This is a genomic window from Pseudomonas sp. V88_4 (genome assembly GCF_029967985.1).
Lineage (GTDB): Bacteria > Pseudomonadota > Gammaproteobacteria > Pseudomonadales > Pseudomonadaceae > Aquipseudomonas > Aquipseudomonas glycinae.
The window spans coordinates 1-20,502 of sequence record NZ_JASCAF010000009.1; the positions used below are offsets into that span (position 1 = coordinate 1).

24 protein-coding genes and 1 tRNA gene are annotated in these 20,502 nt (G+C 60.2%); 12 read left to right on the forward strand and 13 right to left on the reverse strand.

Annotated features, from left to right (window positions below; translation table 11 throughout):
* Positions 1–82: 82 nt before the first annotated feature.
* Positions 83–159, reverse strand: a tRNA-Arg gene (locus QLG12_RS06730).
* A gap of 274 nt (positions 160–433) precedes the next feature.
* Between QLG12_RS06730 and folD the strand changes: the two genes are divergently transcribed.
* Together folD and pbpG are read left to right on the forward strand one after the other, a co-directional pair.
* Positions 434–1,288 (forward strand): bifunctional methylenetetrahydrofolate dehydrogenase/methenyltetrahydrofolate cyclohydrolase FolD, encoded by an 855-nt coding sequence (gene folD / locus QLG12_RS06735; RefSeq protein ID WP_197867383.1) that lies wholly within the window; start codon positions 434–436, stop codon positions 1,286–1,288.
* A 31-nt stretch (positions 1,289–1,319) separates the two neighbouring features.
* Entirely contained in the window at positions 1,320–2,456 is a 1,137-nt protein-coding gene (pbpG, locus tag QLG12_RS06740; protein WP_197867382.1) for a D-alanyl-D-alanine endopeptidase, read from the forward strand.
* A gap of 53 nt (positions 2,457–2,509) precedes the next feature.
* On the opposite strand, the gene QLG12_RS06745 is transcribed toward pbpG, so the two are convergent.
* The 3 genes from QLG12_RS06745 to QLG12_RS06755 all read right to left on the reverse strand — a co-directional run bounded on the left by QLG12_RS06745 (position 2,510) and on the right by QLG12_RS06755 (position 3,701).
* Entirely contained in the window at positions 2,510–2,716 is a 207-nt protein-coding gene (locus QLG12_RS06745) for a hypothetical protein (protein WP_282474182.1), read from the reverse strand.
* 12 nt (positions 2,717–2,728) lie between these two features.
* Positions 2,729–2,935 (reverse strand): DUF6021 family protein, encoded by a 207-nt coding sequence (locus QLG12_RS06750; protein WP_064380821.1) that lies wholly within the window; start codon positions 2,933–2,935, stop codon positions 2,729–2,731.
* 94 nt (positions 2,936–3,029) lie between these two features.
* The gene (locus QLG12_RS06755) at positions 3,030–3,701 is read right to left on the reverse strand and encodes a peptidase C39 family protein (RefSeq protein WP_197867380.1); all 672 of its coding nucleotides are present in this window, start codon (positions 3,699–3,701) and stop codon (positions 3,030–3,032) included.
* Between the two features lie 231 nt (positions 3,702–3,932).
* On the opposite strand from QLG12_RS06755, the gene QLG12_RS06760 reads away from it, so the two are divergent.
* Positions 3,933–4,100: a hypothetical protein gene (locus QLG12_RS06760; RefSeq protein ID WP_197867379.1), complete on the forward strand. Its 168-nt coding sequence runs from the start codon at positions 3,933–3,935 to the stop codon at positions 4,098–4,100.
* 74 nt (positions 4,101–4,174) lie between these two features.
* Here the strand turns inward: QLG12_RS06760 and QLG12_RS06765 are convergent, their stop codons facing one another.
* The gene (locus tag QLG12_RS06765; protein WP_011335043.1) at positions 4,175–4,924 is read right to left on the reverse strand and encodes a TerC family protein; all 750 of its coding nucleotides are present in this window, start codon (positions 4,922–4,924) and stop codon (positions 4,175–4,177) included.
* Positions 4,925–4,952: 28 nt separating this feature from the next.
* Positions 4,953–5,195 carry a hypothetical protein gene (locus tag QLG12_RS06770; protein ID WP_025108906.1) on the reverse strand — a complete coding sequence of 81 codons (243 nt, stop codon included), beginning with the start codon at positions 5,193–5,195 and terminating at the stop codon, positions 4,953–4,955.
* A 144-nt stretch (positions 5,196–5,339) separates the two neighbouring features.
* Here QLG12_RS06770 and nhaR point away from each other — a divergent pair, with 144 nt between their 5' ends.
* Positions 5,340–6,239: a transcriptional activator NhaR gene (gene nhaR / locus QLG12_RS06775; RefSeq protein WP_007951569.1), complete on the forward strand. Its 900-nt coding sequence runs from the start codon at positions 5,340–5,342 to the stop codon at positions 6,237–6,239.
* Here the strand turns inward: nhaR and QLG12_RS06780 are convergent.
* Entirely contained in the window at positions 6,236–7,396 is a 1,161-nt protein-coding gene (locus tag QLG12_RS06780; protein WP_282474183.1) for an MFS transporter, read from the reverse strand. The two genes, nhaR and QLG12_RS06780, sit on opposite strands and share 4 nt — an antisense overlap.
* Positions 7,397–7,733: 337 nt before the next feature.
* Here QLG12_RS06780 and sstT point away from each other — a divergent pair, with 337 nt between their 5' ends.
* Entirely contained in the window at positions 7,734–8,966 is a 1,233-nt protein-coding gene (gene sstT / locus QLG12_RS06785; protein ID WP_041475589.1) for a serine/threonine transporter SstT, read from the forward strand.
* A gap of 65 nt (positions 8,967–9,031) precedes the next feature.
* Here sstT and QLG12_RS06790 read toward each other — a convergent pair whose 3' ends face one another.
* Entirely contained in the window at positions 9,032–9,541 is a 510-nt protein-coding gene (locus tag QLG12_RS06790) for a DUF1993 domain-containing protein (protein ID WP_011335046.1), read from the reverse strand.
* 126 nt (positions 9,542–9,667) lie between these two features.
* On the opposite strand from QLG12_RS06790, the gene QLG12_RS06795 reads away from it, so the two are divergent.
* Complete coding sequence (locus QLG12_RS06795; protein WP_282474184.1) at positions 9,668–10,318, forward strand: DUF480 domain-containing protein; 651 nt, start codon at positions 9,668–9,670, stop codon at positions 10,316–10,318.
* A 16-nt stretch (positions 10,319–10,334) separates the two neighbouring features.
* Here the strand turns inward: QLG12_RS06795 and QLG12_RS06800 are convergent, their stop codons facing one another.
* Both QLG12_RS06800 and QLG12_RS06805 read right to left on the reverse strand, forming a co-directional pair.
* Positions 10,335–10,853: a cupin domain-containing protein gene (locus QLG12_RS06800; RefSeq protein WP_282474185.1), complete on the reverse strand. Its 519-nt coding sequence runs from the start codon at positions 10,851–10,853 to the stop codon at positions 10,335–10,337.
* A gap of 97 nt (positions 10,854–10,950) precedes the next feature.
* A complete protein-coding gene (locus QLG12_RS06805; RefSeq protein ID WP_282474186.1) occupies positions 10,951–11,769 on the reverse strand; it encodes a shikimate 5-dehydrogenase in 819 nt (272 codons plus the stop codon).
* A 254-nt stretch (positions 11,770–12,023) separates the two neighbouring features.
* Here QLG12_RS06805 and QLG12_RS06810 point away from each other — a divergent pair, with 254 nt between their 5' ends.
* From QLG12_RS06810 to QLG12_RS06820, 3 genes are all read left to right on the forward strand, one after another.
* Entirely contained in the window at positions 12,024–12,374 is a 351-nt protein-coding gene (locus QLG12_RS06810; RefSeq protein ID WP_007951578.1) for a hypothetical protein, read from the forward strand.
* 258 nt (positions 12,375–12,632) lie between these two features.
* Complete coding sequence (locus tag QLG12_RS06815) at positions 12,633–12,827, forward strand: hypothetical protein (RefSeq protein WP_007951579.1); 195 nt, start codon at positions 12,633–12,635, stop codon at positions 12,825–12,827.
* A 102-nt stretch (positions 12,828–12,929) separates the two neighbouring features.
* Entirely contained in the window at positions 12,930–13,112 is a 183-nt protein-coding gene (locus tag QLG12_RS06820; protein ID WP_064380832.1) for a hypothetical protein, read from the forward strand.
* On the opposite strand, the gene QLG12_RS06825 is transcribed toward QLG12_RS06820, so the two are convergent.
* Complete coding sequence (locus QLG12_RS06825) at positions 13,109–14,170, reverse strand: AI-2E family transporter (RefSeq protein WP_197867374.1); 1,062 nt, start codon at positions 14,168–14,170, stop codon at positions 13,109–13,111. The two genes, QLG12_RS06820 and QLG12_RS06825, sit on opposite strands and share 4 nt — an antisense overlap.
* Before the next feature lie 156 nt (positions 14,171–14,326).
* On the opposite strand from QLG12_RS06825, the gene yegQ reads away from it, so the two are divergent.
* On the forward strand, positions 14,327–15,655 hold the full coding sequence (gene yegQ / locus QLG12_RS06830) for a tRNA 5-hydroxyuridine modification protein YegQ (protein ID WP_282474187.1): 1,329 nt from the start codon (positions 14,327–14,329) through the stop codon (positions 15,653–15,655).
* Between the two features lie 25 nt (positions 15,656–15,680).
* Here yegQ and QLG12_RS06835 read toward each other — a convergent pair whose 3' ends face one another.
* Complete coding sequence (locus tag QLG12_RS06835) at positions 15,681–16,394, reverse strand: FadR/GntR family transcriptional regulator (protein WP_282474188.1); 714 nt, start codon at positions 16,392–16,394, stop codon at positions 15,681–15,683.
* 366 nt (positions 16,395–16,760) lie between these two features.
* Here QLG12_RS06835 and QLG12_RS06840 point away from each other — a divergent pair, with 366 nt between their 5' ends.
* Entirely contained in the window at positions 16,761–18,107 is a 1,347-nt protein-coding gene (locus QLG12_RS06840; RefSeq protein ID WP_129973745.1) for an MFS transporter, read from the forward strand.
* Positions 18,108–18,121: 14 nt separating this feature from the next.
* Complete coding sequence (gudD, locus tag QLG12_RS06845; protein ID WP_197867371.1) at positions 18,122–19,465, forward strand: glucarate dehydratase; 1,344 nt, start codon at positions 18,122–18,124, stop codon at positions 19,463–19,465.
* Positions 19,466–19,586: 121 nt separating this feature from the next.
* Here gudD and QLG12_RS06850 read toward each other — a convergent pair whose 3' ends face one another.
* Complete coding sequence (locus QLG12_RS06850) at positions 19,587–20,459, reverse strand: LysR family transcriptional regulator (protein ID WP_197867370.1); 873 nt, start codon at positions 20,457–20,459, stop codon at positions 19,587–19,589.
* Between the last annotated feature and the right edge of the window lie 43 nt (positions 20,460–20,502).

Sequence of the window (20,502 nt, forward strand, 5' to 3'; positions counted from 1 at the left end):
ACGACAACGGGAGTCACAATCCCGTGCTCTACCAACTGAGCTACGCCCACCATATCGCGCTACTTGTGCCAATGCTGCCTAATGGCGCACCCGGCAGGACTCGAACCTGCGACCATCCGCTTAGAAGGCGGATGCTCTATCCAGCTGAGCTACGGGCGCCTTGTTAGCTGTACCCTTGGAGGACTACAAACTAAGTGCTTTCCAGTCTCGCAAAACGTTGATTTCGCTCGACCTTCTTAACCAGTGCTAGGCTGTGCCCGACAAGTGCGACGAATAGTATAGAGCGACCCGAGGGTCGTCAAATCCTTTTTAAAAAAAATTCATTTAATTAAAGGGCTTAGGGGAATTTGCTGACCAAGCGCCTTTGCCCTCACCGTTTGACATGCGAGAATGCGTTCTCTTTTTTTCCCCTCTCGATGGTTAATCACGCGCAATGACTGCACAACTAATCGACGGCAAATCGATCGCCGCCAGCCTGCGCCAGCAGATCGCCCAACGGGTTGCCGAACGTCGCCAGCAAGGTCTGCGCACGCCAGGTCTCGCGGTGATCCTGGTCGGCAGCGATCCTGCCTCTCAGGTTTATGTCTCGCACAAGCGTAAAGACTGTGAAGAGGTCGGCTTCCTCTCTCAAGCGTACGACCTGCCTTCCGAAACCACTCAAGAAGCGCTGACCGATCTGATCGATCGACTGAACGACGACCCGGCAATCGACGGCGTTCTGCTTCAGCTTCCTCTGCCAGAGCACCTGGACGCTTCCAAACTGCTGGAACGCATCCGCCCGGACAAGGACGTCGACGGTTTCCATCCTTATAACGTCGGCCGTCTGGCCCAGCGCATTCCATTGCTGCGCCCGTGCACCCCGAAGGGCATCATGACCCTGCTGGAAAGCACCGGTGCCGATCTGTACGGAATGGACGCCGTGGTTGTCGGCGCGTCCAACATCGTCGGTCGCCCGATGGCGATGGAACTGCTGCTGGCCGGTTGCACCGTGACCGTGACTCACCGCTTCACCAAGGACCTGGCCGGCCACGTCGGCCGCGCTGACCTGGTGGTCGTGGCCGCCGGCAAGCCGGGCCTGGTCAAGGGCGAGTGGATCAAGGAAGGCGCGATAGTGATCGACGTCGGCATCAACCGCCAGGAAGACGGCAAACTGGTCGGTGACGTGGTGTACGAAACCGCCCTGCCCCGCGCCGGCTGGATCACTCCGGTGCCGGGTGGCGTCGGTCCGATGACCCGCGCCTGCCTGCTGGAAAACACCCTCTACGCGGCAGAAAGCCTGCACGCCTGAGTCGCGTTTTCCATGCTCCGGGAACCCCGCCTTGCGCGGGGTTTTTCATGCCCTCGAAAAAACCTTTACCGTTCGCCGGAAACCCCTATTTTTACAGGGCTTTTCACGACTTTTTCATGCCTTGCGGACAACCATCGACAGTTCTTCAACCATACTCCTACAATGCGTCGTTTTTACGACACAGCCCGTTACAAAGAACGGCATTTCCAACCTTCATGAGTTCGCCCGCGTGAATATTCGTCTGTCCATCCTGAGCCTGGTTTTTGCATTTTCAGGCACACTCCTCACGCCCACGGTCAACGCCGCCGAAACCACCGCTGCCCCCCGCGACGCCTCGCAACTGAAGATTGCGTCTGGCAGCGCCCTGCTGATGGATCTGCAGACCAACAAAGTCATCTATTCCAGCAATCCGGACGTGGTGGTGCCCATCGCTTCCGTGAGCAAGTTGATGACTGGCTTGGTGGTGGTCGAAGCCCACCAGAACATGGACGAATGGATTGACGTCGACATTAGCCACACCCCGGAAATGAAAGGTGTATTTTCTCGCGTCAAACTGCGAAGCGAACTGCCCCGCCGAGAGATGCTGCTGATAGCCTTGATGTCCTCGGAAAACCGCGCCGCCGCCAGCCTGGCCCACCACTATCCCGGCGGTTACGCGGCATTCATCGCAGCGATGAACGCCAAGGCCAAGGCGCTGGGCATGACCAGCACGCATTTTGTCGAACCCACCGGTTTGTCGGAGCGCAATGTCTCCACTGCCCGCGACCTGAGCAAGTTGCTGGTGGCCGCCCACAAACAGCCATTGCTTATTGAGCTGACCACCACCAAGGAAAAGACCGTCTCGTTCCGCAAACCCAATTACACCCTGGGTTTCCGTAACACCGATCACCTGGTCAACAAGGCCGACTGGGATATCCGTATCACCAAGACCGGTTTCACCAACCCTGCCGGTCATTGCCTGGTGCTGGTGACCCGCATGGCCAACCGTCCGGTCGCCCTGGTGATTCTCGATGCGTTCGGCAAATACACCCATTTCGCCGATGCCAGCCGCATTCGCAGCTGGGTGGAAACCGGCAAGAGCGCCAGCGTCCCGGCGGTGGCTCAGCAATACAAGGCCGACAAGAACCTCAAGAGTCGCCAGAGCGGCGTAATCGAAGCCTCCAAGTAAATCGCCCGCCCATGAAAAAGCCCCGACTCGTCGGGGCTTTTTCGTTTATGCACTCAGTCGTTGGGCAACGGCATCTTGTCGTCATCGGGAATACCGTCACCGGCACTCGGGCCGCGCGCATGCTCTGGCGTTACCACCGCTGGACGCGCGAGCGGATCGCGCAACGGGCTGTCCGGATCCAGCACCGGATCAACTTCCGGCTCAGGCGTGGTGGGCACACTGTCAGGTTTGTGGTCGTCGAAACTCGAATCGGTACTCATACGCACCTCGCTTCAAGGCTTGAGATCAGCCAAGGGATCATAAGGCTTGGCCGGACGCTTTGGATCATCGCCTGGCTGCACATCCTTCGGCGCCTTTGCCGGGCCAATGGGATCGACTTGCGGATCGTCCAGATCAGGCGAGTCCGGATCGAAACCCAGGTCGTCGCCACTGCCATGCTCGGAAGAATGTGGCCCACTGGGTGAGTTTGGAATTGCCATGTTCATCTCCTGATACCAGGCCCGCAAAACACGGGACGCTACAGTTCAGAAGCGCATCCCCCGTCAGGGTGCCCGACAAGCGACGAACGGAACCTCAATGCGCCGCCAGCGCCTTCCTCGCCTGCGCCGCTTCCCGCTCCTGCCCGGCTTGCGCCAGTGCATCGGCGGCCTTGAGCCAGCGCTGTTGATCGACCGCTGCCGGAATCTGCGTCGGCTTCTGAATCAACACCGCCCAGCCGCCGGATTTTTCCAGGGCCGACTCAAACGAGCTGAAACTCATCAATTCACGGCGATTCATCCCGGCGCGCAGCAGCACTTTCTGCTTCAGACGATCATAGCCGGACAGGATCGCGTAACGCGGCTCCGCCCAAAACGCCGCCCCCTCACTGAAACGCACCATCACCGGATACCCGGCCGCCACCTGAGTCAGCAGCGCCGGCAGGTTGCTGTCCAGCGGATACACGACCATGCCGTATTCACGGGCAAGGTTCTGCAGATTCTGTTGCAACTTGTCCTCGGCGCCCGGCAAGTGCAGCGGTTTTTCCAGCAAACCCGGCGTGATCACGATGCCCTGCTGCGACAGCAGACTGGCCAGCACCTGCGGTCCGCTCTGATTGGCTTCCCCCCGATAAAAGGTGCCGCTGAGCTCGACCCGTTCCGGCAGGCGCTTGACCTCCGGCGCCACACTGCCCGCACACCCCACCAATGCTGTCACGCAACCGGCCACCAGCAGCGCCGCGCGAATCCGGGAAAATAGCTGCACCATCATCACTCTCTTGATCAGTTACCGGTCATCGTGTTCCGGCTTGGTCGAGGATCATAGGACGGCGCAACGTTGCGGTATAGCCCAAAGCGGCAGATGCCAGGGCTGCATAGAGCGAACTGATTGATCACCACCGACCTTTGGTCAATAGCCTGAAACACACTGGCGACTAGACTGTCACTCAGAGAAGAGCCAAAGAGCGTTAGCCCGACGCAGGGCAAAGAGGAGGCACAGATGAGCCTGACCATGACCATCGTAATGCTGATTGCCGGCTGGCTGGCCGTTGCCGCCGCCATGCTGTGGGGCGTACTGCGGATTTCCCGCCGCCATCACCACCCGGTACAAGCTGCACCGACCAGAAAGATCGAGAAACACGACGCCCGTCACGCCACCGCGCACTGACTTTCCGTAACCGACACCAACAAAAAGGCCGCCTGGACTCTCGCGAGTTCAGGCGGCCTTTGGTTTTCCAGCGATTACGCTTCGGCAGTCAGTTTCTTCTGCTTGGCGCGGCGCGACATCATGTTCAGCACTTCAATCGCAGCCGAGAATGCCATGGCGGCATACACATAACCTTTCGGTACGTGGGCGCCGAAGCCTTCGGCGATCAGCGTCATACCGATCATGATCAGGAAGCCCAGAGCCAGCATCACCACCGTCGGGTTGTCATTGATGAACTTGGCCAGCGGATCAGCTGCAAACAGCATCACCAGCACCGAGACAACAACCGCAATCACCATGATCGGCAAGTGTTCGGTCATGCCGACAGCGGTAATGATGCTGTCGATCGAGAACACCATGTCCAGCATCAGGATCTGCCCGATGGCGGCAGCGAAGCCCAGGGTGACTGTCGACGTGGCGGTCTTCGGATCTTCCGGCGCCGGATCCATGCTGTGATGGATTTCGGTCGTCGCTTTCCACACCAGGAACAGGCCACCGGCAATCAGGATCATGTCCTTCCAGGAGAACGCCTGGCCGAGGATCTCGATGACCGGCGCGGTCAACTGAACGATGAACGCGATGGTGCTCAACAAGGCCAGACGCATGATCAGCGCCATGCCGATCCCAAGACGACGGGCTTTCTGCCGGTACTGCTCGGGCAGCTTGTTGGTCAGGATCGAGATGAAGATCAGGTTATCGATGCCGAGCACGATCTCCATCACCACCAATGTGGCCAAGGCAATCCAGGCGGTCGGGCTGGAAGCGAGTTCTAACAGGTATTCCATGGGTCAGTCCTGACTCTTGTAAGACGATTTAGATGGTCTTGGAGGAAGATTCGGATTTCTCCGCATCTTTTTCCGGGGCTTCTTTTTTCTCGATCAGGCCACCAGTGGCGTCGCTGAGCGCTTGTTCAGCAGCTTTGTGCGTGTCGTCGATGGCCTGCTTGGCGCTCTCGGCAGCCTTGCCCATCAACTGCTGGGCGCTTTTTTCTGCCTGGTCGCAACCAGCCATCAGCAGTAAAGACGTAAACATCAGTGCCGGGATCGTGTATTTCATGACGCTTGCTCCGAATGAATAGACAGGGGTCGAAGACCACTCGCCGATGGCTGGGCATTCTAGGGAGACAAACACTTCAGGAAAATTCGTATTTTTAGCGGCTATACTTCGATTTATACGAACTGTATTGGTGGAACGAAGCCCATGCTCAATTACCGACAACTGCACTACTTCTGGGTGGTGGCCAAGACCGGCAGCATCGTGCGCGCCTGCGAGCAACTGAACCTGACGCCGCAGACCATCAGCGGGCAGATTTCCCTGCTCGAACAGACCTATGGCATCGAATTGTTTCAACGGGTCGGCCGGCAATTGGAACTCACGGAAGCCGGGCGCCAGGCCCTGCCCTACGCCGAGCAGATGTTCCAGCTCGGCGGCGAACTGGAGCTGATGCTGCGCGCCCAGCCCAACGAACAGCAAATCCTGTTCCGGGTCGGCGTGGCGGATGTGGTGCCCAAATCCATCGTCTATCGCCTGATCGCGCCGACCATGGAATTGAGCGAGCCACTGCGTATCACCTGCCGCGAAGACAAGCTCGAACGCCTGCTGGCGGACCTCGCGATCCAGCGCCTGGACCTGGTGATCTCCGACAGCCCGATGCCCTCGCACCTGGACATCAAGGGCTACAGCCAGAAACTCGGGGAATGCGGAATCAGCTTCTTTGCCACTGCTGAACTCGCCGCGCAATACGGTCAGGATTTCCCGCGCAGCCTCCACGGTGCGCCGCTGTTGATCCCCGGCGCGGAAACCGTGGTGCGCAGTCGCTTACAGCGCTGGTTCGCCGAGCAGCAGATTCAGCCGAGGATTGTCGGGGAGTTCGATGACAGCGCCTTGATGCAGGCGTTCGGCCAATCCGGCAGCGGGATTTTCATCGGCCCGAGCGTGATTGCCGATGAGGTGAAGCGCCAGTACGGCGTCGAGTTGATCGGCCAGACCGACGCGGTGAGCGAGTCGTTTTACGCGATCTCGGTGGAGCGCAAGGTCAAGCACCCCGGTATCAAAGCGATTACCGAAGGTGCCCGACGCGAGCTGTTTACAGCCTTTTAAGCCGGCGCGCAGACATCGCGCGGCTTGAGCACCATCAGCACCATGGCGAGGAAAATCGACAGCAGAATGAACCCGGCGGCGGCGAAGCCCACAAAGCCCAGACCGGCGCTGTCGATCACTCGACCGCCAATGATCGCGCCCAGACCAATCCCCAGGTTGGCCCCGGCAATGTTCAGCGAAGCGGCGAAGGCCGGCGCTTCCGGTGCGGCTTTCATCAAACGCACATGGCTGACCAGAAACAGCGCCGCCTGGGTCACGCCCCAGATGCCCATCGCCGCCGCCAGACCCAGCGACGAATTGATGTTCGGCACCAGCGCCACCATCCCCGGGATCATGAACGCGCAGAACATCACCGACGCCATCAGCGGATGACGATCCACCGCGCGACCACCCAACGAGTTGCCGATCAGACCGACCGCGCCAAAGCCCATCAGGCACCAGCCGACCACGGTGCCATTGAAACCGGCCAGACGCTCAAGGATGTCCGCCAGATAGGTGTAAGCGGTGAACATGCCGCTGAACACCAGGATCGACAGCAGCACATGACCCAGCATCAGCGGGCTGCGCAGGATCTTGAACTGCGAAGCGAAACTGACCTGATGCTGATGCAGGCTGGTTTTCGGCAGGTAGACAAACAGCAGCAACGCCTTGGCGAACGCGATCACCGCCAGAATGGCAAACGCACTGCGCCAGCCGAACGCATCAGAAATCAGCGTGCCGACCGGAATGCCGAACACGGTGGCGCAGACGATGCCGAAGCCGATCTTGGCGATCGCGCGACCGGCGTAGTCCGGGCCGACGATATCCACCGCCGTTTCGCTGGCCAACGCCCAGAACACCGGCAACCCCAGCGCCGGGATCAGCCGGGCGATGGCCATGACCCAGATGTTCGGCGCCAACGCCGCCACGGTATTGGCCAGGCCGAACATGATCAGGATGGTGATGAACAGCTTGCGGCGCTCGAAGCGGGCGAAATATGCGGTCAAGAAAGGACCGAACATCGCCACGGTGAAAGCGAATAGAGTCACCAGCAACCCGGCCTGCGGGATGGTGACAGCCAGGTCGCGAGCAATCGCCGGCAGCAGGCCGACGATGACGAACTCCGTGGTCAGCACCGTGAATCCGGCGGCAGACAACAGAAGGATGGGCAACAGCATGAGGAACTCCAGCAAAACGACGACACCAGCGTTGACCCGGGGGCCCGCTGGCAGAACTTGAAAATAAGGATGCGCAATCTTAACAGAGTGTTTCCCGAGTGACTTGCACAAACCTGTCTAACTTGTAGATGGATCCGGTGGCAGATCGTCACAGGCCTGAAGGAATAGGATGACCCTGTGATAAAGTCCGCGCCCTGCAAAACGTACACCCTGTTCAACCACCCGTTTAACGGTGTGGCTGGCGCGTCAGCACTTTCGGTTCGTGTCTGTGGCCTGCCCCGATTCAACGCCCGGATTGCGCAACCTTGCACCCTATAAAAAAACAGAGATGCCGTTCATGACCGCTTCATCCCCTTCTCTATTGCAACGCCTTAAAAGCCTCAGCCTGGTCACCCAGATCCTTATCGGCCTGATTGCCGGCATCGCCCTCGCGCTGTTCGCGCCGGAAGCGGCTAAAGGCACGGCTTTCATCGGCAAGGTATTCGTCTCGGCACTGAAGGCCGTGGCACCGATCCTGGTGTTCGTGCTGGTCATGGCCTCGATCGCCAACCACAAGCACGGCCAGGAAACCCACATCCGGCCGATTCTGTTCCTGTATCTGCTGGGCACCTTCGCCGCCGCCGTGGTCGCGGTGATCGCCAGCATGATGTTCCCGTCGCATCTGGTGCTGTCCACGGACAACATCGCGGTGAGCGCGCCGGGCGGCATCAGTGAAGTGCTGCAAAGCCTGTTGCTGAGCGTGGTCGACAACCCGGTGAGCGCACTGATGAACGCCAACTTCATCGGCATTCTGGCCTGGGCCATCGGCATGGGCGTGGCGATCCGGCACGCGGGCGACACTACCCGCGAAGTGCTGGGCGATCTGTCCAACGGCGTGACAGTGATTGTCCGGGTCGTGATCCGTTTTGCGCCGCTGGGTATTTTCGGCCTGGTGGCATCGACCCTGGCCACGTCCGGATTTGGTGCACTGATCGGTTATGCGCACCTGCTGGCGGTACTGCTTGGCTGCATGCTGTTCGTGGCGCTGGTGATGAACCCGCTGATCGTGTTCTGGAAGCTGCGCCGCAACCCGTACCCGCTGACGCTCCAGTGCCTGCGCGAAAGCGGCATCACCGCGTTCTTCACCCGCAGCTCGGCGGCGAACATTCCGGTCAACCTGGAATTGAGCAAGCGTCTGGGCCTGCATGAAGACACCTACTCGGTATCGATCCCGCTCGGCGCCACCATCAACATGGCGGGTGCGGCGATCACCATCACCGTACTGAGCCTCGCGGCCGTGCACACCCTGGGCATTGCGGTGGACATCCCGACCGCGATCCTGCTCAGCGTCGTCGCTGCGATCTGTGCCTGCGGCGCCTCGGGCGTGGCCGGTGGCTCGCTGCTGCTGATTCCGCTGGCCTGCAGCCTGTTTGGCATCCCGAGCGAGATTGCCATGCAAGTGGTGGCGGTCGGCTTCATCATCGGCGTGCTGCAGGATTCGGCCGAGACGGCGCTGAACTCCTCCACCGACGTGCTGTTCACCGCCGCCGCATGCCTGGGCGAAGAGCAGAAAGCCCAGCGTCCGGCGTAAAAACCCGGCGCAACAAAAAGCCCGCCAAGGCGCAAACCTTGGCGGGCTTTTTGTTGCAGAACGTTTTAGAACGCGCCCATGTAATCGCGCTTGCCCACTTCCACACCGTTGTGACGCAGCAGGGCGTAGGTGGTGGTGACGTGGAAGAAGAACTGCGGCAGGCCGTAGCTCAGCAGATAAGCCTGGCCGCTGAAGCGCTTCTCTTTCGGGGTGCCCGGGCGAGTCACGATCTCGATGCCTTCCTTGCCATTGATCTGCTCTGGCTTGATCTCGCCGATGAAGGCCAGAACCTTGGCGATCAGCGCTTGCAGCTCGGCGAAGGTGGTTTCGGTGTCGTCATATTTCGGGATTTCGATTTCGGCCAGACGCGAGGACACGCCTTTGGCGAAGTCCACGGCGATCTGCACCTGACGCACCAGCGGAAACATGTCCGGGTACAGACGCGCTTGCAGAAAGGCGTTCGGGTCGATGTTTTTCTCGGTGGCGTGGGCTTCAGCCTTTTTCAGCACATCGCTCAGGGCGTTGAGCATTTGTTGGAAAACCGGGACGGATGCGGCGTACAGAGAAATGGTCATGGCAGTCTCACGTGGTGGCTGGGTGAATCGTGGGGGCGATTATAGCCATGCTTGCATGGCGGCGCGGCTTGTCTTTTATCCAGCAAGGATTAGGCTAGGCGCCTTCGACTGCAGAGGGAACGCGCGATGACCACAGAACTTGAAACCGCCACCAACGAACCACGGCTCAACGCCACGGAAATCCGCATTCTGGGTTCGCTGATCGAGAAACAGGCCACCAGCCCGGAAACCTATCCGTTGACCCTCAATGCGCTGGTCTTGGCCTGCAACCAGAAAACCAGCCGCGAACCGGTGATGAACCTGACCCAAGGCCAGGTCGGCCAGAGCCTGCGTGCCCTCGAAAGCCGTGGTTTCGCCAAACTGGTGATGGGCAGTCGCGCCGACCGCTGGGAGCACAAGGTCGACAAGGCGCTGGAACTGGTGCCGGCGCAATTGATTCTGACCGGGTTGATGTTTCTGCGCGGCCCGCAGACCGTCAACGAACTGCTGACCCGCAGCGGTCGCATGCATGAATTCGAAGACGCCGAACAAGTGGTGCATCAGCTGGAACGCCTGATCGCACGGGAGCTGGCGGCGTTGATTCCGCGTCAGGCCGGCCAGCGCGAAGATCGTTACACCCATGCACTGGGCGATCCGGCGGATATCGAGGCGATTATCGCGGCGCGGCAGAACCCGAGTGATCGCGGCACGGCCAGCGGCGTGTCTGTAGAGCGCATCGAAGAGCTGGAAGCGCGGATTGCGGCGCTGGAAGAGCGTCTGGCCCGCCTCGAAGAATAAGCGCGTCGGGGCGGCGTTATTCGCCGTCCCAGTAATCCACCCCGTCCGACTGCCGCGCCACCGCGACAAATCCCGAGGCATTGCCTTCGGCATCGACATTGAAGTTGTCCATCACCGCGTATTTGTTCGAGTCCGGGTACTCGCAGATTTCCGGTTGCTGCTGGGTGCTGACGGCCAGATAGCGCAGTTCCGCAGCACTGGTGTTGATGATTTGATGCGCCGCTTCAGGGCCGCCCGGCGGGCAGGCGATCACGTCACCGGCGCGGATCGGGAAACGTTCGGCGCCCAGGCGCACTTCCCCTGCCCCGGCCACCACGTAAAACATTTCCTCATTCACCCGATGACTGTGAAATGGGCTCCCGCGCATGCCCGGTGGCAGCGCATACAGGCGATAACCAAGCTTTTGCGCACCCAGTTGCTGGCCGACCCGCGCGAACCGTTGCTGATAACGCCCGGCGGTTTCACCCTCGGGAGCCAATGATTCGGGAAGCGGTTCGAGTTCGAGGTCATTCAGGTTGAGAATGGGCGGATGCATGCAAACCTCGGCTTTTGTGAAGGGCAAGTCTGTGCTTGCTGATCCGGCAGTATAGGCAACGGCAAATCCGGGCGGATTTACCGTTGTTCAGGCGCTATCAACTGCGGGCGAACGCCACCGCCGCATCGAACTGCTCAACCGTCGGCCGCACGCCGGTGTACAGCACGAACTGCTCCAGCGCCTGGATCGCTATCACTTCCAGCCCGGTGATCACTTTTTTGCCTTCGGCACGACCACGCACGATCAGCGGGGTTTCCGAGGGGATCGCCACCACATCGAACACGGTGTCGGCAGACTTGATCACATCCACGTCAAAGGAAAGCTGCCCGGCCTCCGGTCCGCCGTCCATGCCCACCGGGGTCACGTTGACCAGCATCTGCGGGCGCTCGGCTCCCAGCTCTGCCTGCCAGCGATAGCCCAGGGAATCCGCCAGCGCTCGGCCGGCGCGCTCGTTGCGGGCGACGATCAAACCGTTTTTGTAACCGCCATCGCGCAAGGCACTGGCCACCGCCTTGGCCATACCGCCGCTGCCGCGCAGGGCAAAAGTCGTGTCCTTGGGCACCGCGTGGGTTTCCAGCAACTGGGCGATGGCAATGTAATCGGTGTTGTAGGCCTTGAGATGGCCGTTGGTGTTGACGATGGTGTTGATCGACTGGATCGCTGCCGCCGAAGTATCCAGCTCATCGACCAGCGCAATGCTGGCTTCCTTGAACGGCATCGACACCCCGCAACCGCGAATCCCCAGCGCACGGATCCCAGCGACCGCACCGGGCAGGTCCTGGCTGCTGAATGCCTTGTAGTAGAAATTCAGGCCCAGTTGTTCATACAAATGGTTATGAAAACGCAGACCGAAATTCCCGGGACGCCCAGACAGGGACATGCACAATTGAGTGTCTTTGTTGGGGTTCATCTGCATGGGAGGCTCCTTCGAATGCACTTTCGGATGGACGGGATTAGCCAGGCCATCGGGTTCTGAACGATCATAAGGCGGTCTGTTCCGGGCAACACAGCCGATGGCAGAAGTCCGGTAAACAAACCGGTACAGACCTTACACAAAATTTACCCAGCGGCCGTGCTGTTTTTCAAAATGTTGCTGTCTTAGAAGTATCCCCGCGCCATTCCGGGCCTGTTGCAGGTTCGGACGCCGGGTCGAAGAACCGAGGAATTATCATGATTCGTAAACTCCCCATCGTGGCCTTGTTGATTGGTGCATTCGCGATCACGGGTCAGGCAGAAGCCCACGGCGGTGGCTGGCAGGGCCCGGCGGTATTTGGTGCGATCGTCGGCTCGGCCATCATCGGCTCGGCGCTCATTAACCAGGATCGGCCGGTGTACGTCCAACAGCCCGTTTACGCTCAACCGGCACCGGTCTACGTGCAGCAACCGCCGCCACCGGTCTATTACCAGCCGGCCCCGGTTTATGTGCAGCAACCGGTCTACGTCCAACCGGCCCCGGTGTATTACGGTCCGCCGCGCGGTTATTACGGTCGGCCACACTACTACGGTGGCCCGCGCTGGTAACCGGTACACGAAGCCCCGCTTGATAGCGGGGCTTTTTATTGCGCGCATATTATTGCCGGCGGAAAAGCCAACCGTCCGTCGGCCAAGGTCTGAAAAAATCTCGCCAAGGTCGCTGTGGGGACAGTTTGAACCGTTAAAGTCGGCATGATGGACTCGACCGTCGGGGGCAAATCACAAACGGTCATCTATTTGTCATGACGGAACCGCACTCTGAATCCGTCCGCAAACAACAGGTTGATAAAAACAAGGACGACTTGAATGCCAACACAGAATCCGCACCGCATCGTCGGTTTATGCACCTCGAGCAAGGTCTACAACGCTCTGACCGAACTCAAGCACCTGGAAGGCCACCGCACCGCGAAGTTTCTCTCGCTTCTGGCGGAAAACCTGGTGCGCAAGGGGTTCCTCAACGAACACGAGATCGTGCACATGCTCGATCAAGTGGTGGATTGAGCCAGTCCTCACTGGCGTCAATGACCACTATCGAAAGCGTTGATTGTCCCTGAAACGGCCAATTGCCTAAGGTAGCCCCATCGATTGATGGAGGTACTTTTCATGGCTCAGGTTCAAATCATGTCCGTTATCGGCAGCGCCGTACCCGCCTCGCTCAGAGAACTGGGGCTGCTCGCCTGCTGGTATCTGGTGCGCGACGGCGAGCCGGTCAGCGGCCCGCTCACATCCCTGCCAGCGGCGCAGGCGCTGTCGCAGCAACTGCTCAACGGCCCGTTCAAGGCTTAAGGCAGCTGCACTTTCGGCTTGCTTTCGATGAACAGCGCCCAACTCGACATGAACAGCGCCGCGATCAGCGGCCCGATCACGAAACCGTTGAGGCCGAACACCGCCAGCCCGCCCAGGGTCGAGATCAGGATCATGTAGTCCGGCATCCGGGTGTCCTTGCCCACCAGGATCGGGCGCAGCAGGTTGTCCACCAGACCGATCACGAATACCCCGAACAACCCCAGCACCACGCCCTGCCAGATCATCCCGCTGAGCAGGAAGTAAATGGCGACCGGCGCCCAGACAATCCCGGCCCCCACAGCCGGCAGCAGCGACAGAAACGCCATCAACACCGCCCAGAGCAACGCGCTGGGAATGTCGAGAAACCAGAAAATCGCCCCGCCCAGCGCACCTTGAGTGATCGCCACCAGCAGATTGCCCTTCACCGTCGCGCGTACCACGCGGTTGAATTTCAGCTGCAAACGACGCTTGTGATGCTCCTCCAGCGGGATCGCGGTGCGCACCTTGCGCGCCAGTTCGGCGCCGTCGCGCAGGAAGAAAAACAACAGGTACAACATGATGAAAAAACTCACCACGAATTCGAACGTACCCTGGCCGAAACTGAAGGCCTGGCTCGCCAGCACCTGACTGCCCTGCATGGCGGCCTTGACGATCTTCTCGCGCAGGGCATTGAGCTCGCCCATGCCGAAACGGTCGAGCAGATGCTGAAAGTACGGTGGCAGGCTGTGCTTGAACTGCGCCAGATACGCGCCGATATCGAGCTTGCCGCTTTCGATATTGTCGTAGACCGTGGCCCCTTCCTGCACCAGCAGCACACTGAGGATGATCACCGGCAAGATCGCGATCACCAGGCAAATGCTCAAGGTACACAGGGATGTGAGGTTGCGTTGCCAGCCGAATTTCAGTTGCAACTGACGTTGCATCGGCGCGAACAGGATGCCGAGTATCACCGCCCAGAACACCGCGCCGTAGAACGGCAGCAGGATCCAGATAAAGGCGACCGTCACCAGAAACAACAGCACGGTGAGGGATTTGAATTGCAGACTCTTTTGGTTCATGTCCGGTCCAGGTCAGTCAGGCGCCACCCGCGCCCGTCCCGTTTAGTCAGCCAGCGTCAGCGCGAGTGCCCTGTTTCTTCATGGAGCATAGATCCAGATCAATAAACCCTCGGCGCAACTGCTCTACCCTGCCGCGCTTTTGCGACCGATGCCGCCATGACGACCTCCTTCACCCCCGAACTGCTCGCCCCCGCCGGCACCCTGAAAAACATGCGCTACGCCTTCGCCTACGGGGCCGATGCGGTGTATGCCGGCCAGCCGCGCTACAGCCTGCGGGTGCGCAACAACGAGTTCGATCACGCCAACCTGGCGCTCGGCATTCGTGAAGCCCAGGCCCAGGGCAAGCGCTTCTACGTGGTGGTCAACATCGCGCCACACAACGCCAAACTGAAGACCTTCCTCAAGGATCTGGCACCGGTAATCGAGATGGCGCCGGACGCGCTGATCATGTCCGACCCAGGCCTGATCATGCTCGTACGCCGGCACTTTCCACAGATGCCGATCCACCTCTCGGTGCAGGCCAACACGGTGAACTGGGCGAGCGTCGAGTTCTGGCAGCAACAGGGGCTGAGCCGGATCATCCTGTCCCGTGAACTGTCGCTGGAAGAAATCGGCGAAATCCGCGAGCACGTGCCGGGCATGGAACTGGAAGTGTTCGTCCACGGCGCGCTGTGCATGGCCTACTCCGGCCGCTGCCTGCTCTCGGGTTACATGAACAAGCGCGACGCCAATCAGGGCACCTGCACCAACGCCTGCCGCTGGAAATACTCGGCGCAGGAAGCCAGCGAAAATCATCTCGGTGAAATCGTGCAGACCTTCGAACCGCAGCCGACCCTCGGCCTCGGCGCCCCTACCGATCAGGTGTTCCTGTTGCAGGAAGCCAACCGCCCCGGCGAGATGATGCCGGCCTTCGAAGACGAGCACGGCACCTACATCATGAACGCCAAAGACCTGCGCGCCGTGCAGCACGTCGAACGCCTGACCCGCATGGGCGTGCACTCACTGAAGATTGAAGGCCGGACCAAATCGCACTTCTATTGCGCGCGCACCACCCAGGTCTATCGCCGGGCCATCGACGATGCGGTGGCCGGCCGCGAGTTCGACCGCAGCCTGATGACCGATCTGGAATCCCTCGCCCAGCGCGGCTACACCGAAGGTTTCCTGCGCCGCCATGTGCATGACGAATACCAGAACTACCAGAACGGCAGCTCGGTGTCGGAGCGTCAGCAGTTCGTGGGCGAACTGACCGGCGAGCGTCGGGATCGGCTGGCCGAGGTCAAGGTGAAGAACCGCTTTGCGCTGGGCGATCATCTGGAATTGATGACACCCAAGGGCAACTTCCATTTTGATCTGCATGAACTGCAGAACCTGAAGGGAGACGCCATCGACGTGGCGCCGGGGGACGGGCACACGGTGTATCTGCCGATTCCGGATGCAGTGGATTTGCGCTTCGGCTTGTTGATGCGCGATGTGGATAAGGACTGAGAAAGCTCCGCTTTATTCCTTTGGTTTACCCCTGAGCCGAAAACCGGTCGCGACTGTTGCTCAGGTGCAGCCACATCGCCGCACGCGCCGCTTCCGAATCCTGGCGTTTGATTGCGTTGAAAATCGCCTCATGTTCCAGGTTCGCCAGTTGCCCGAGCTTGCTCAAATCCACCGCCCCGCGCTCGGCCGCGTTGACCCGGGTGCGCGGAATCATTGCGCTGCCCAGGTGCTGCATGATTTCGGTGAAGCAGACATTGCCGGTGGCTTCGGCAATCAGCAGGTGAAAGCGCCGGTCGGCTTCAACGCAGCTGTCGTTGTTGGCCAATAGACGCTGATAGTCATCGAGTGCCTGACGCATCTGCCCCACTTGCTGCTCGGTGCGGCGCTGCGCGGCCAGTGCCGCCGCTTGCGTCTCCAGCCCCATGCGCAATTCAAGAATGCTGCGCACCCCCAGCGCGGTGTCGACATTCAGTCGCAACCCCTGCTCCGGTGCGCGCTCGATCACGAACGTGCCGATGCCGTGTCGCGTTTCCACCAGCCCCGACGCCTGCAACTTGGAAATTGCCTCGCGCACCACGGTGCGGCTGACGCCGTGCTCCTGAACGATCAAGTTTTCCGACGGCAACTTGTCACCGGGCAGCATCTGACCGAGCAGGATGCTCTGAGTCAGTTTCTCCACTAGGTCATGGGCCAGGTTGTGCGCGCGTTTACGGGCGGGGGCGTCGATGTCGTCTTGCATGGTCGGTTCCGGTGATCGGGGCAGACCGATCGTAGCACTGGAGGCGAGGACTTGTATGAGCTCCTATGATTTGAAGCCTACAACTTGTATGACAACAACAGATTTTTGCTCGAAAAGCCCTCTACCATTCCGGGCAGCCACCTCATGATCGCTAGCCAAACCCTCCGCGCAACACTCGGCGGACATTGCGTAAAGCCCAACAAATCCGGCATCTAAAATCCAAAAAAGCATAAAAAAAGCTCTCCGTAGATAAATTTGATTGAGCACCCCCGCTTGTAGGACAAAAAAATCTAGTTGTATGATGTCTATCAACAACGCAACACCCAGACACACCCCGCATAAAAATAACGAGTGGGAGAAAACCAAGTGAAATCATCCATTGCCGGGATGAACGAGGGCGCCGATTCCGTGCTGTCCTCCGCCATTGCCAAAGTCAAACGCCACGTCCTGCCGCTGTTCGTCATCATGTTCATCGTCAATTACATTGACCGGGTGAACATCGGCTTCGTCCGCACCCACATGGAACACGACCTTGGCATCGGTGCCGCGGCCTACGGTTTCGGTGCCGGGCTGTTCTTCATCGGTTACGCGCTGTTCGAAGTCCCCTCCAACATGCTGCTGCAAAAGGTCGGCGCGCGAATCTGGCTGACCCGCATCATGCTCACCTGGGGTCTGGTGGCCGCCGGCATGGCGTTCATCCAGAACGAAACCCACTTCTACATCCTGCGATTTCTGCTCGGCGTGGCCGAGGCCGGGTTCTTTCCCGGGGTGATCTACTACTTCACCCGCTGGTTGCCGGGGGCCGAGCGCGGCAAGGCGATTGCGATTTTCTTGAGCGGTTCGGCCGTGGCCTCGCTGATTTCCGGCCCGTTGTCTGGTCTGTTGCTGCAGATCGAAGGTCTCGGCATGCACGGCTGGCAGTGGATGTATTTCATTGAAGGGATGTTCTCGGTCGGCCTGTGCGTATTCGTCTGGTTCTGGCTCGATGCGAAACCCCACGACGCCAAATGGCTGACCCGTGCCGAACAGGATGCGCTGGTCAAAGCCATCGACGATGAACAGAAGGCCCGTGAAGCCGCGACCCCGATCCGGCCGTCGCTGGGCAAACTGCTCAAGGACCGCCAGATCATCCTGTTCTGCCTGATCTATTTCTTCATTCAATTGACAATCTACGCCGCGACGTTCTGGCTGCCGAGCATCATCAAGAAAATGGGCGAGATGAGCGACTTCCAGGTCGGCCTCTTCAACTCGATTCCGTGGCTGCTGTCGATCATCGGCATGTATGCGTTCGCCTCGTTCTCGGCGAAATGGAAGCATCAGCAGGCGTGGGTTGCCACGGCGCTGTTGATCGCCGCGGCGGGGATGTTCATGTCCACCACCGGCGGGCCGATCTTCGCTTTCGTCGCGATCTGCTTTGCTGCGCTGGGTTTCAAATCCGCTTCGTCGCTGTTCTGGCCGATTCCGCAGGCTTACCTCGATGCACGGATCGCCGCTGCCGTGATCGCACTGATCAACTCGGTGGGCAACCTCGGCGGCTTCGTCGCTCCGACCACGTTCGGCCTGCTGGAACAACACACCGGTTCGATCCAGGGCGGCCTCTATGGCCTGGCCGCGACCTCGATCATTGCCGCGATCATCGTGTTCGCCGCCCGCATGACACCCAAATCCGCCCCTGACGTCGTCGTGGCCGATGCCGCGCCGAAACACGCTTGAAAGGACAATCCCAAATGACCGCACACGACATCGCCAAAGCTCCGATCATCACCGAAATGCAAGTCATCCCGGTGGCCGGCCACGACGGCATGCTGCTCAACCTGAGCGGCGCCCACGGGCCGTTTTTCACCCGCAACATCGTCATCCTCAAGGACAACGCCGGCCACACCGGCGTCGGTGAAGTGCCCGGCGGCGAACGCATCCGCCAGACCCTCGAAGACGCCCGCAGCCTGGTGGTCGGCAGTCCGATCGGTACTTATCAGAAGATTCTCAATCAGGTGCGCCAGACCTTCGCTGACCGCGATGCCGGCGGCCGTGGCCTGCAAACCTTCGACCTGCGCATCACCATTCACGCGGTCACCGGGCTCGAAGCCGCCCTGCTCGACCTGCTCGGGCAGCACCTCGACGTGCCGGTGGCGGCATTGCTCGGCGAAGGTCAGCAACGCGATGAAGTGAAGATGCTCGGTTATCTGTTCTACGTGGGCGATCGCCGGGAAACCGACCTCGCCTATCGCAGCGAACCGGATGCCGACAACGACTGGTTCCGCGTGCGTCACGAGAAAGCCATGACCGCCGAAGCCGTGGTCCATCTGGCCGAAGCTGCCCACGCGCGCTATGGCTTCAAGGACTTCAAGCTCAAGGGCGGCGTACTCAGCGGCGATGCGGAAATCGAAGCGGTGACCGCACTGGCCGAGCGCTTCCCTGACGCCCGCATTACCCTCGATCCGAACGGCGCGTGGTCACTGAAAGAAGCGATCCGTCTGTGCCGCGACCAGCATCATGTGCTGGCCTACGCCGAAGACCCGTGCGGTGCGGAAAACGGTTACTCGGGCCGTGAAGTAATGGCCGAATTCCGCCGCGCCACCGGGCTGAAAACCGCCACCAACATGATCGCCACCGACTGGCGCGAGATGGGTCACGCAATTCAGTTGCAGTCGGTGGACATTCCGCTGGCCGACCCGCACTTCTGGACCATGCAGGGCTCGGTGCGCGTGGCGCAGATGTGCCACGAATGGGGCCTGACCTGGGGCTCGCACTCCAACAACCACTTCGACATTTCCCTGGCGATGTTCACCCACGTCGCGGCCGCCGCGCCGGGCGAGATCACCGCCATCGACACCCACTGGATCTGGCAGGACGGCCAGCGCCTGACCAAGGCACCGCTGCAAATCGTCGACGGTTGTGTGCAGGTGCCGAAGAAGCCGGGGCTGGGCGTGGAGTTGGACATGGATCAGGTGGCCAAGGCCCACGAGCTCTATAAAGGCATGGGACTGGGTGCGCGGGATGACAGTGTGGCGATGCAGTTTCTGATTCCGGGCTGGAAGTTTGATAACAAACGTCCCTGCCTGGTGCGCTGAACCGGATTCAACGCAATTCCCTGTGGGAGCGAGCTTGCTCGCGATGGCGGAGTGTCAGTCGATAATTTTTTCGAATTTGAGGCCGTCATCGTGAGCAAGCTCGCTCCCACAAGGACTTTCACTAGCCTGAAATTTCCAGCATCCAATGCTTGAACGCCGCCATCGCCGACGTCTCCGGCCGTGACTGCAACCGCGTCAGCCAATAGCTGCCGGTGGTGATTTCAATGGCAAAGGGTTGGCGGATCAGATCCGCCGCCAGTTGCCGGGCAAACATCAACGGCGGCGCCAGTGCCACCCCGCCGCCCTGCAACGCCGCCTCCATCATCGCCAGCGATGAGTCGAACACGATGCTCTGGGGCGGCGCGGCATGGGTCGCCAGACCGGCCGCATGAAACCACTCCGGCCACTCATCGGTGCGATAGGAACGCAGCAAACGCTGCTGCAGAAGGTCCCCCGGCGTGTGCAGTTGCCGGGCGATTTCCGGCACGCAGAGCACCGACAACGGCGCCTCCAGCAAACGGGTCGCTTCTATACCGTGCCACGCCCCGGCGCCAAACCGGATCGCGTAATCCAGTCCCTCGGCGGCGACATCCACCCGGTTGTTGTTGGTCGACAGCCGCAAATCTATGAGCGGATGTTTCGCCTGAAAGTCCGCCAGCCTCGGCAACAACCAGCCCACGGCGAAAGTCCCGACCGCGCCGACGGTGAGCATTTCCCGATAGTGCCCGCCCGCCAGACGCTCGAGCATCTGCGCGATATGATCGAATGACGTGGTCAGCACCGGCAGCAGGGTTTCGCCTTCGCCGGTCAGCATCAGCCCACGGGGCAGGCGTTTGAACAGGATCACGCCGAGTTGCGCTTCCAGACTTTTGACCTGATGGCTGACGGCCGCCTGGGTCACGCACAACTCCACGGCGGCGCGAGTAAAGCTCAAATGACGCGCAGAGGCTTCGAAGGCGCGCAATGCATTCAAAGGCAATTGAGGTCGAATCATGCCTAATCCCAAATTTTTCTAATGGCTCATCCGAGTTTTCATC

Excerpts from the sequence above, each read along its gene's own strand:
- folD (WP_197867383.1), top strand. The coding sequence starts at position 434 with ATGACTGCACAACTAATCGACGGCAAATCGATCGCCGCCAGCCTGCGC.
- QLG12_RS06745 (WP_282474182.1), bottom strand. The coding sequence starts at position 2,716 with ATGAGTACCGATTCGAGTTTCGACGACCACAAACCTGACAGTGTGCCC.
- QLG12_RS06750 (WP_064380821.1), bottom strand. The coding sequence starts at position 2,935 with ATGGCAATTCCAAACTCACCCAGTGGGCCACATTCTTCCGAGCATGGC.
- QLG12_RS06755 (WP_197867380.1), bottom strand. The coding sequence starts at position 3,701 with ATGGTGCAGCTATTTTCCCGGATTCGCGCGGCGCTGCTGGTGGCCGGT.
- QLG12_RS06760 (WP_197867379.1), top strand. The coding sequence starts at position 3,933 with ATGAGCCTGACCATGACCATCGTAATGCTGATTGCCGGCTGGCTGGCC.
- QLG12_RS06765 (WP_011335043.1), bottom strand. The coding sequence starts at position 4,924 with ATGGAATACCTGTTAGAACTCGCTTCCAGCCCGACCGCCTGGATTGCC.
- QLG12_RS06770 (WP_025108906.1), bottom strand. The coding sequence starts at position 5,195 with ATGAAATACACGATCCCGGCACTGATGTTTACGTCTTTACTGCTGATG.
- nhaR (WP_007951569.1), top strand. The coding sequence starts at position 5,340 with ATGCTCAATTACCGACAACTGCACTACTTCTGGGTGGTGGCCAAGACC.
- QLG12_RS06780 (WP_282474183.1), bottom strand. The coding sequence starts at position 7,396 with ATGCTGTTGCCCATCCTTCTGTTGTCTGCCGCCGGATTCACGGTGCTG.
- sstT (WP_041475589.1), top strand. The coding sequence starts at position 7,734 with ATGACCGCTTCATCCCCTTCTCTATTGCAACGCCTTAAAAGCCTCAGC.
- QLG12_RS06790 (WP_011335046.1), bottom strand. The coding sequence starts at position 9,541 with ATGACCATTTCTCTGTACGCCGCATCCGTCCCGGTTTTCCAACAAATG.
- QLG12_RS06795 (WP_282474184.1), top strand. The coding sequence starts at position 9,668 with ATGACCACAGAACTTGAAACCGCCACCAACGAACCACGGCTCAACGCC.
- QLG12_RS06800 (WP_282474185.1), bottom strand. The coding sequence starts at position 10,853 with ATGCATCCGCCCATTCTCAACCTGAATGACCTCGAACTCGAACCGCTT.
- QLG12_RS06805 (WP_282474186.1), bottom strand. The coding sequence starts at position 11,769 with ATGCAGATGAACCCCAACAAAGACACTCAATTGTGCATGTCCCTGTCT.
- QLG12_RS06810 (WP_007951578.1), top strand. The coding sequence starts at position 12,024 with ATGATTCGTAAACTCCCCATCGTGGCCTTGTTGATTGGTGCATTCGCG.
- QLG12_RS06815 (WP_007951579.1), top strand. The coding sequence starts at position 12,633 with ATGCCAACACAGAATCCGCACCGCATCGTCGGTTTATGCACCTCGAGC.
- QLG12_RS06820 (WP_064380832.1), top strand. The coding sequence starts at position 12,930 with ATGGCTCAGGTTCAAATCATGTCCGTTATCGGCAGCGCCGTACCCGCC.
- QLG12_RS06825 (WP_197867374.1), bottom strand. The coding sequence starts at position 14,170 with ATGAACCAAAAGAGTCTGCAATTCAAATCCCTCACCGTGCTGTTGTTT.
- yegQ (WP_282474187.1), top strand. The coding sequence starts at position 14,327 with ATGACGACCTCCTTCACCCCCGAACTGCTCGCCCCCGCCGGCACCCTG.
- QLG12_RS06835 (WP_282474188.1), bottom strand. The coding sequence starts at position 16,394 with ATGCAAGACGACATCGACGCCCCCGCCCGTAAACGCGCGCACAACCTG.
- gudD (WP_197867371.1), top strand. The coding sequence starts at position 18,122 with ATGACCGCACACGACATCGCCAAAGCTCCGATCATCACCGAAATGCAA.
- QLG12_RS06850 (WP_197867370.1), bottom strand. The coding sequence starts at position 20,459 with ATGATTCGACCTCAATTGCCTTTGAATGCATTGCGCGCCTTCGAAGCC.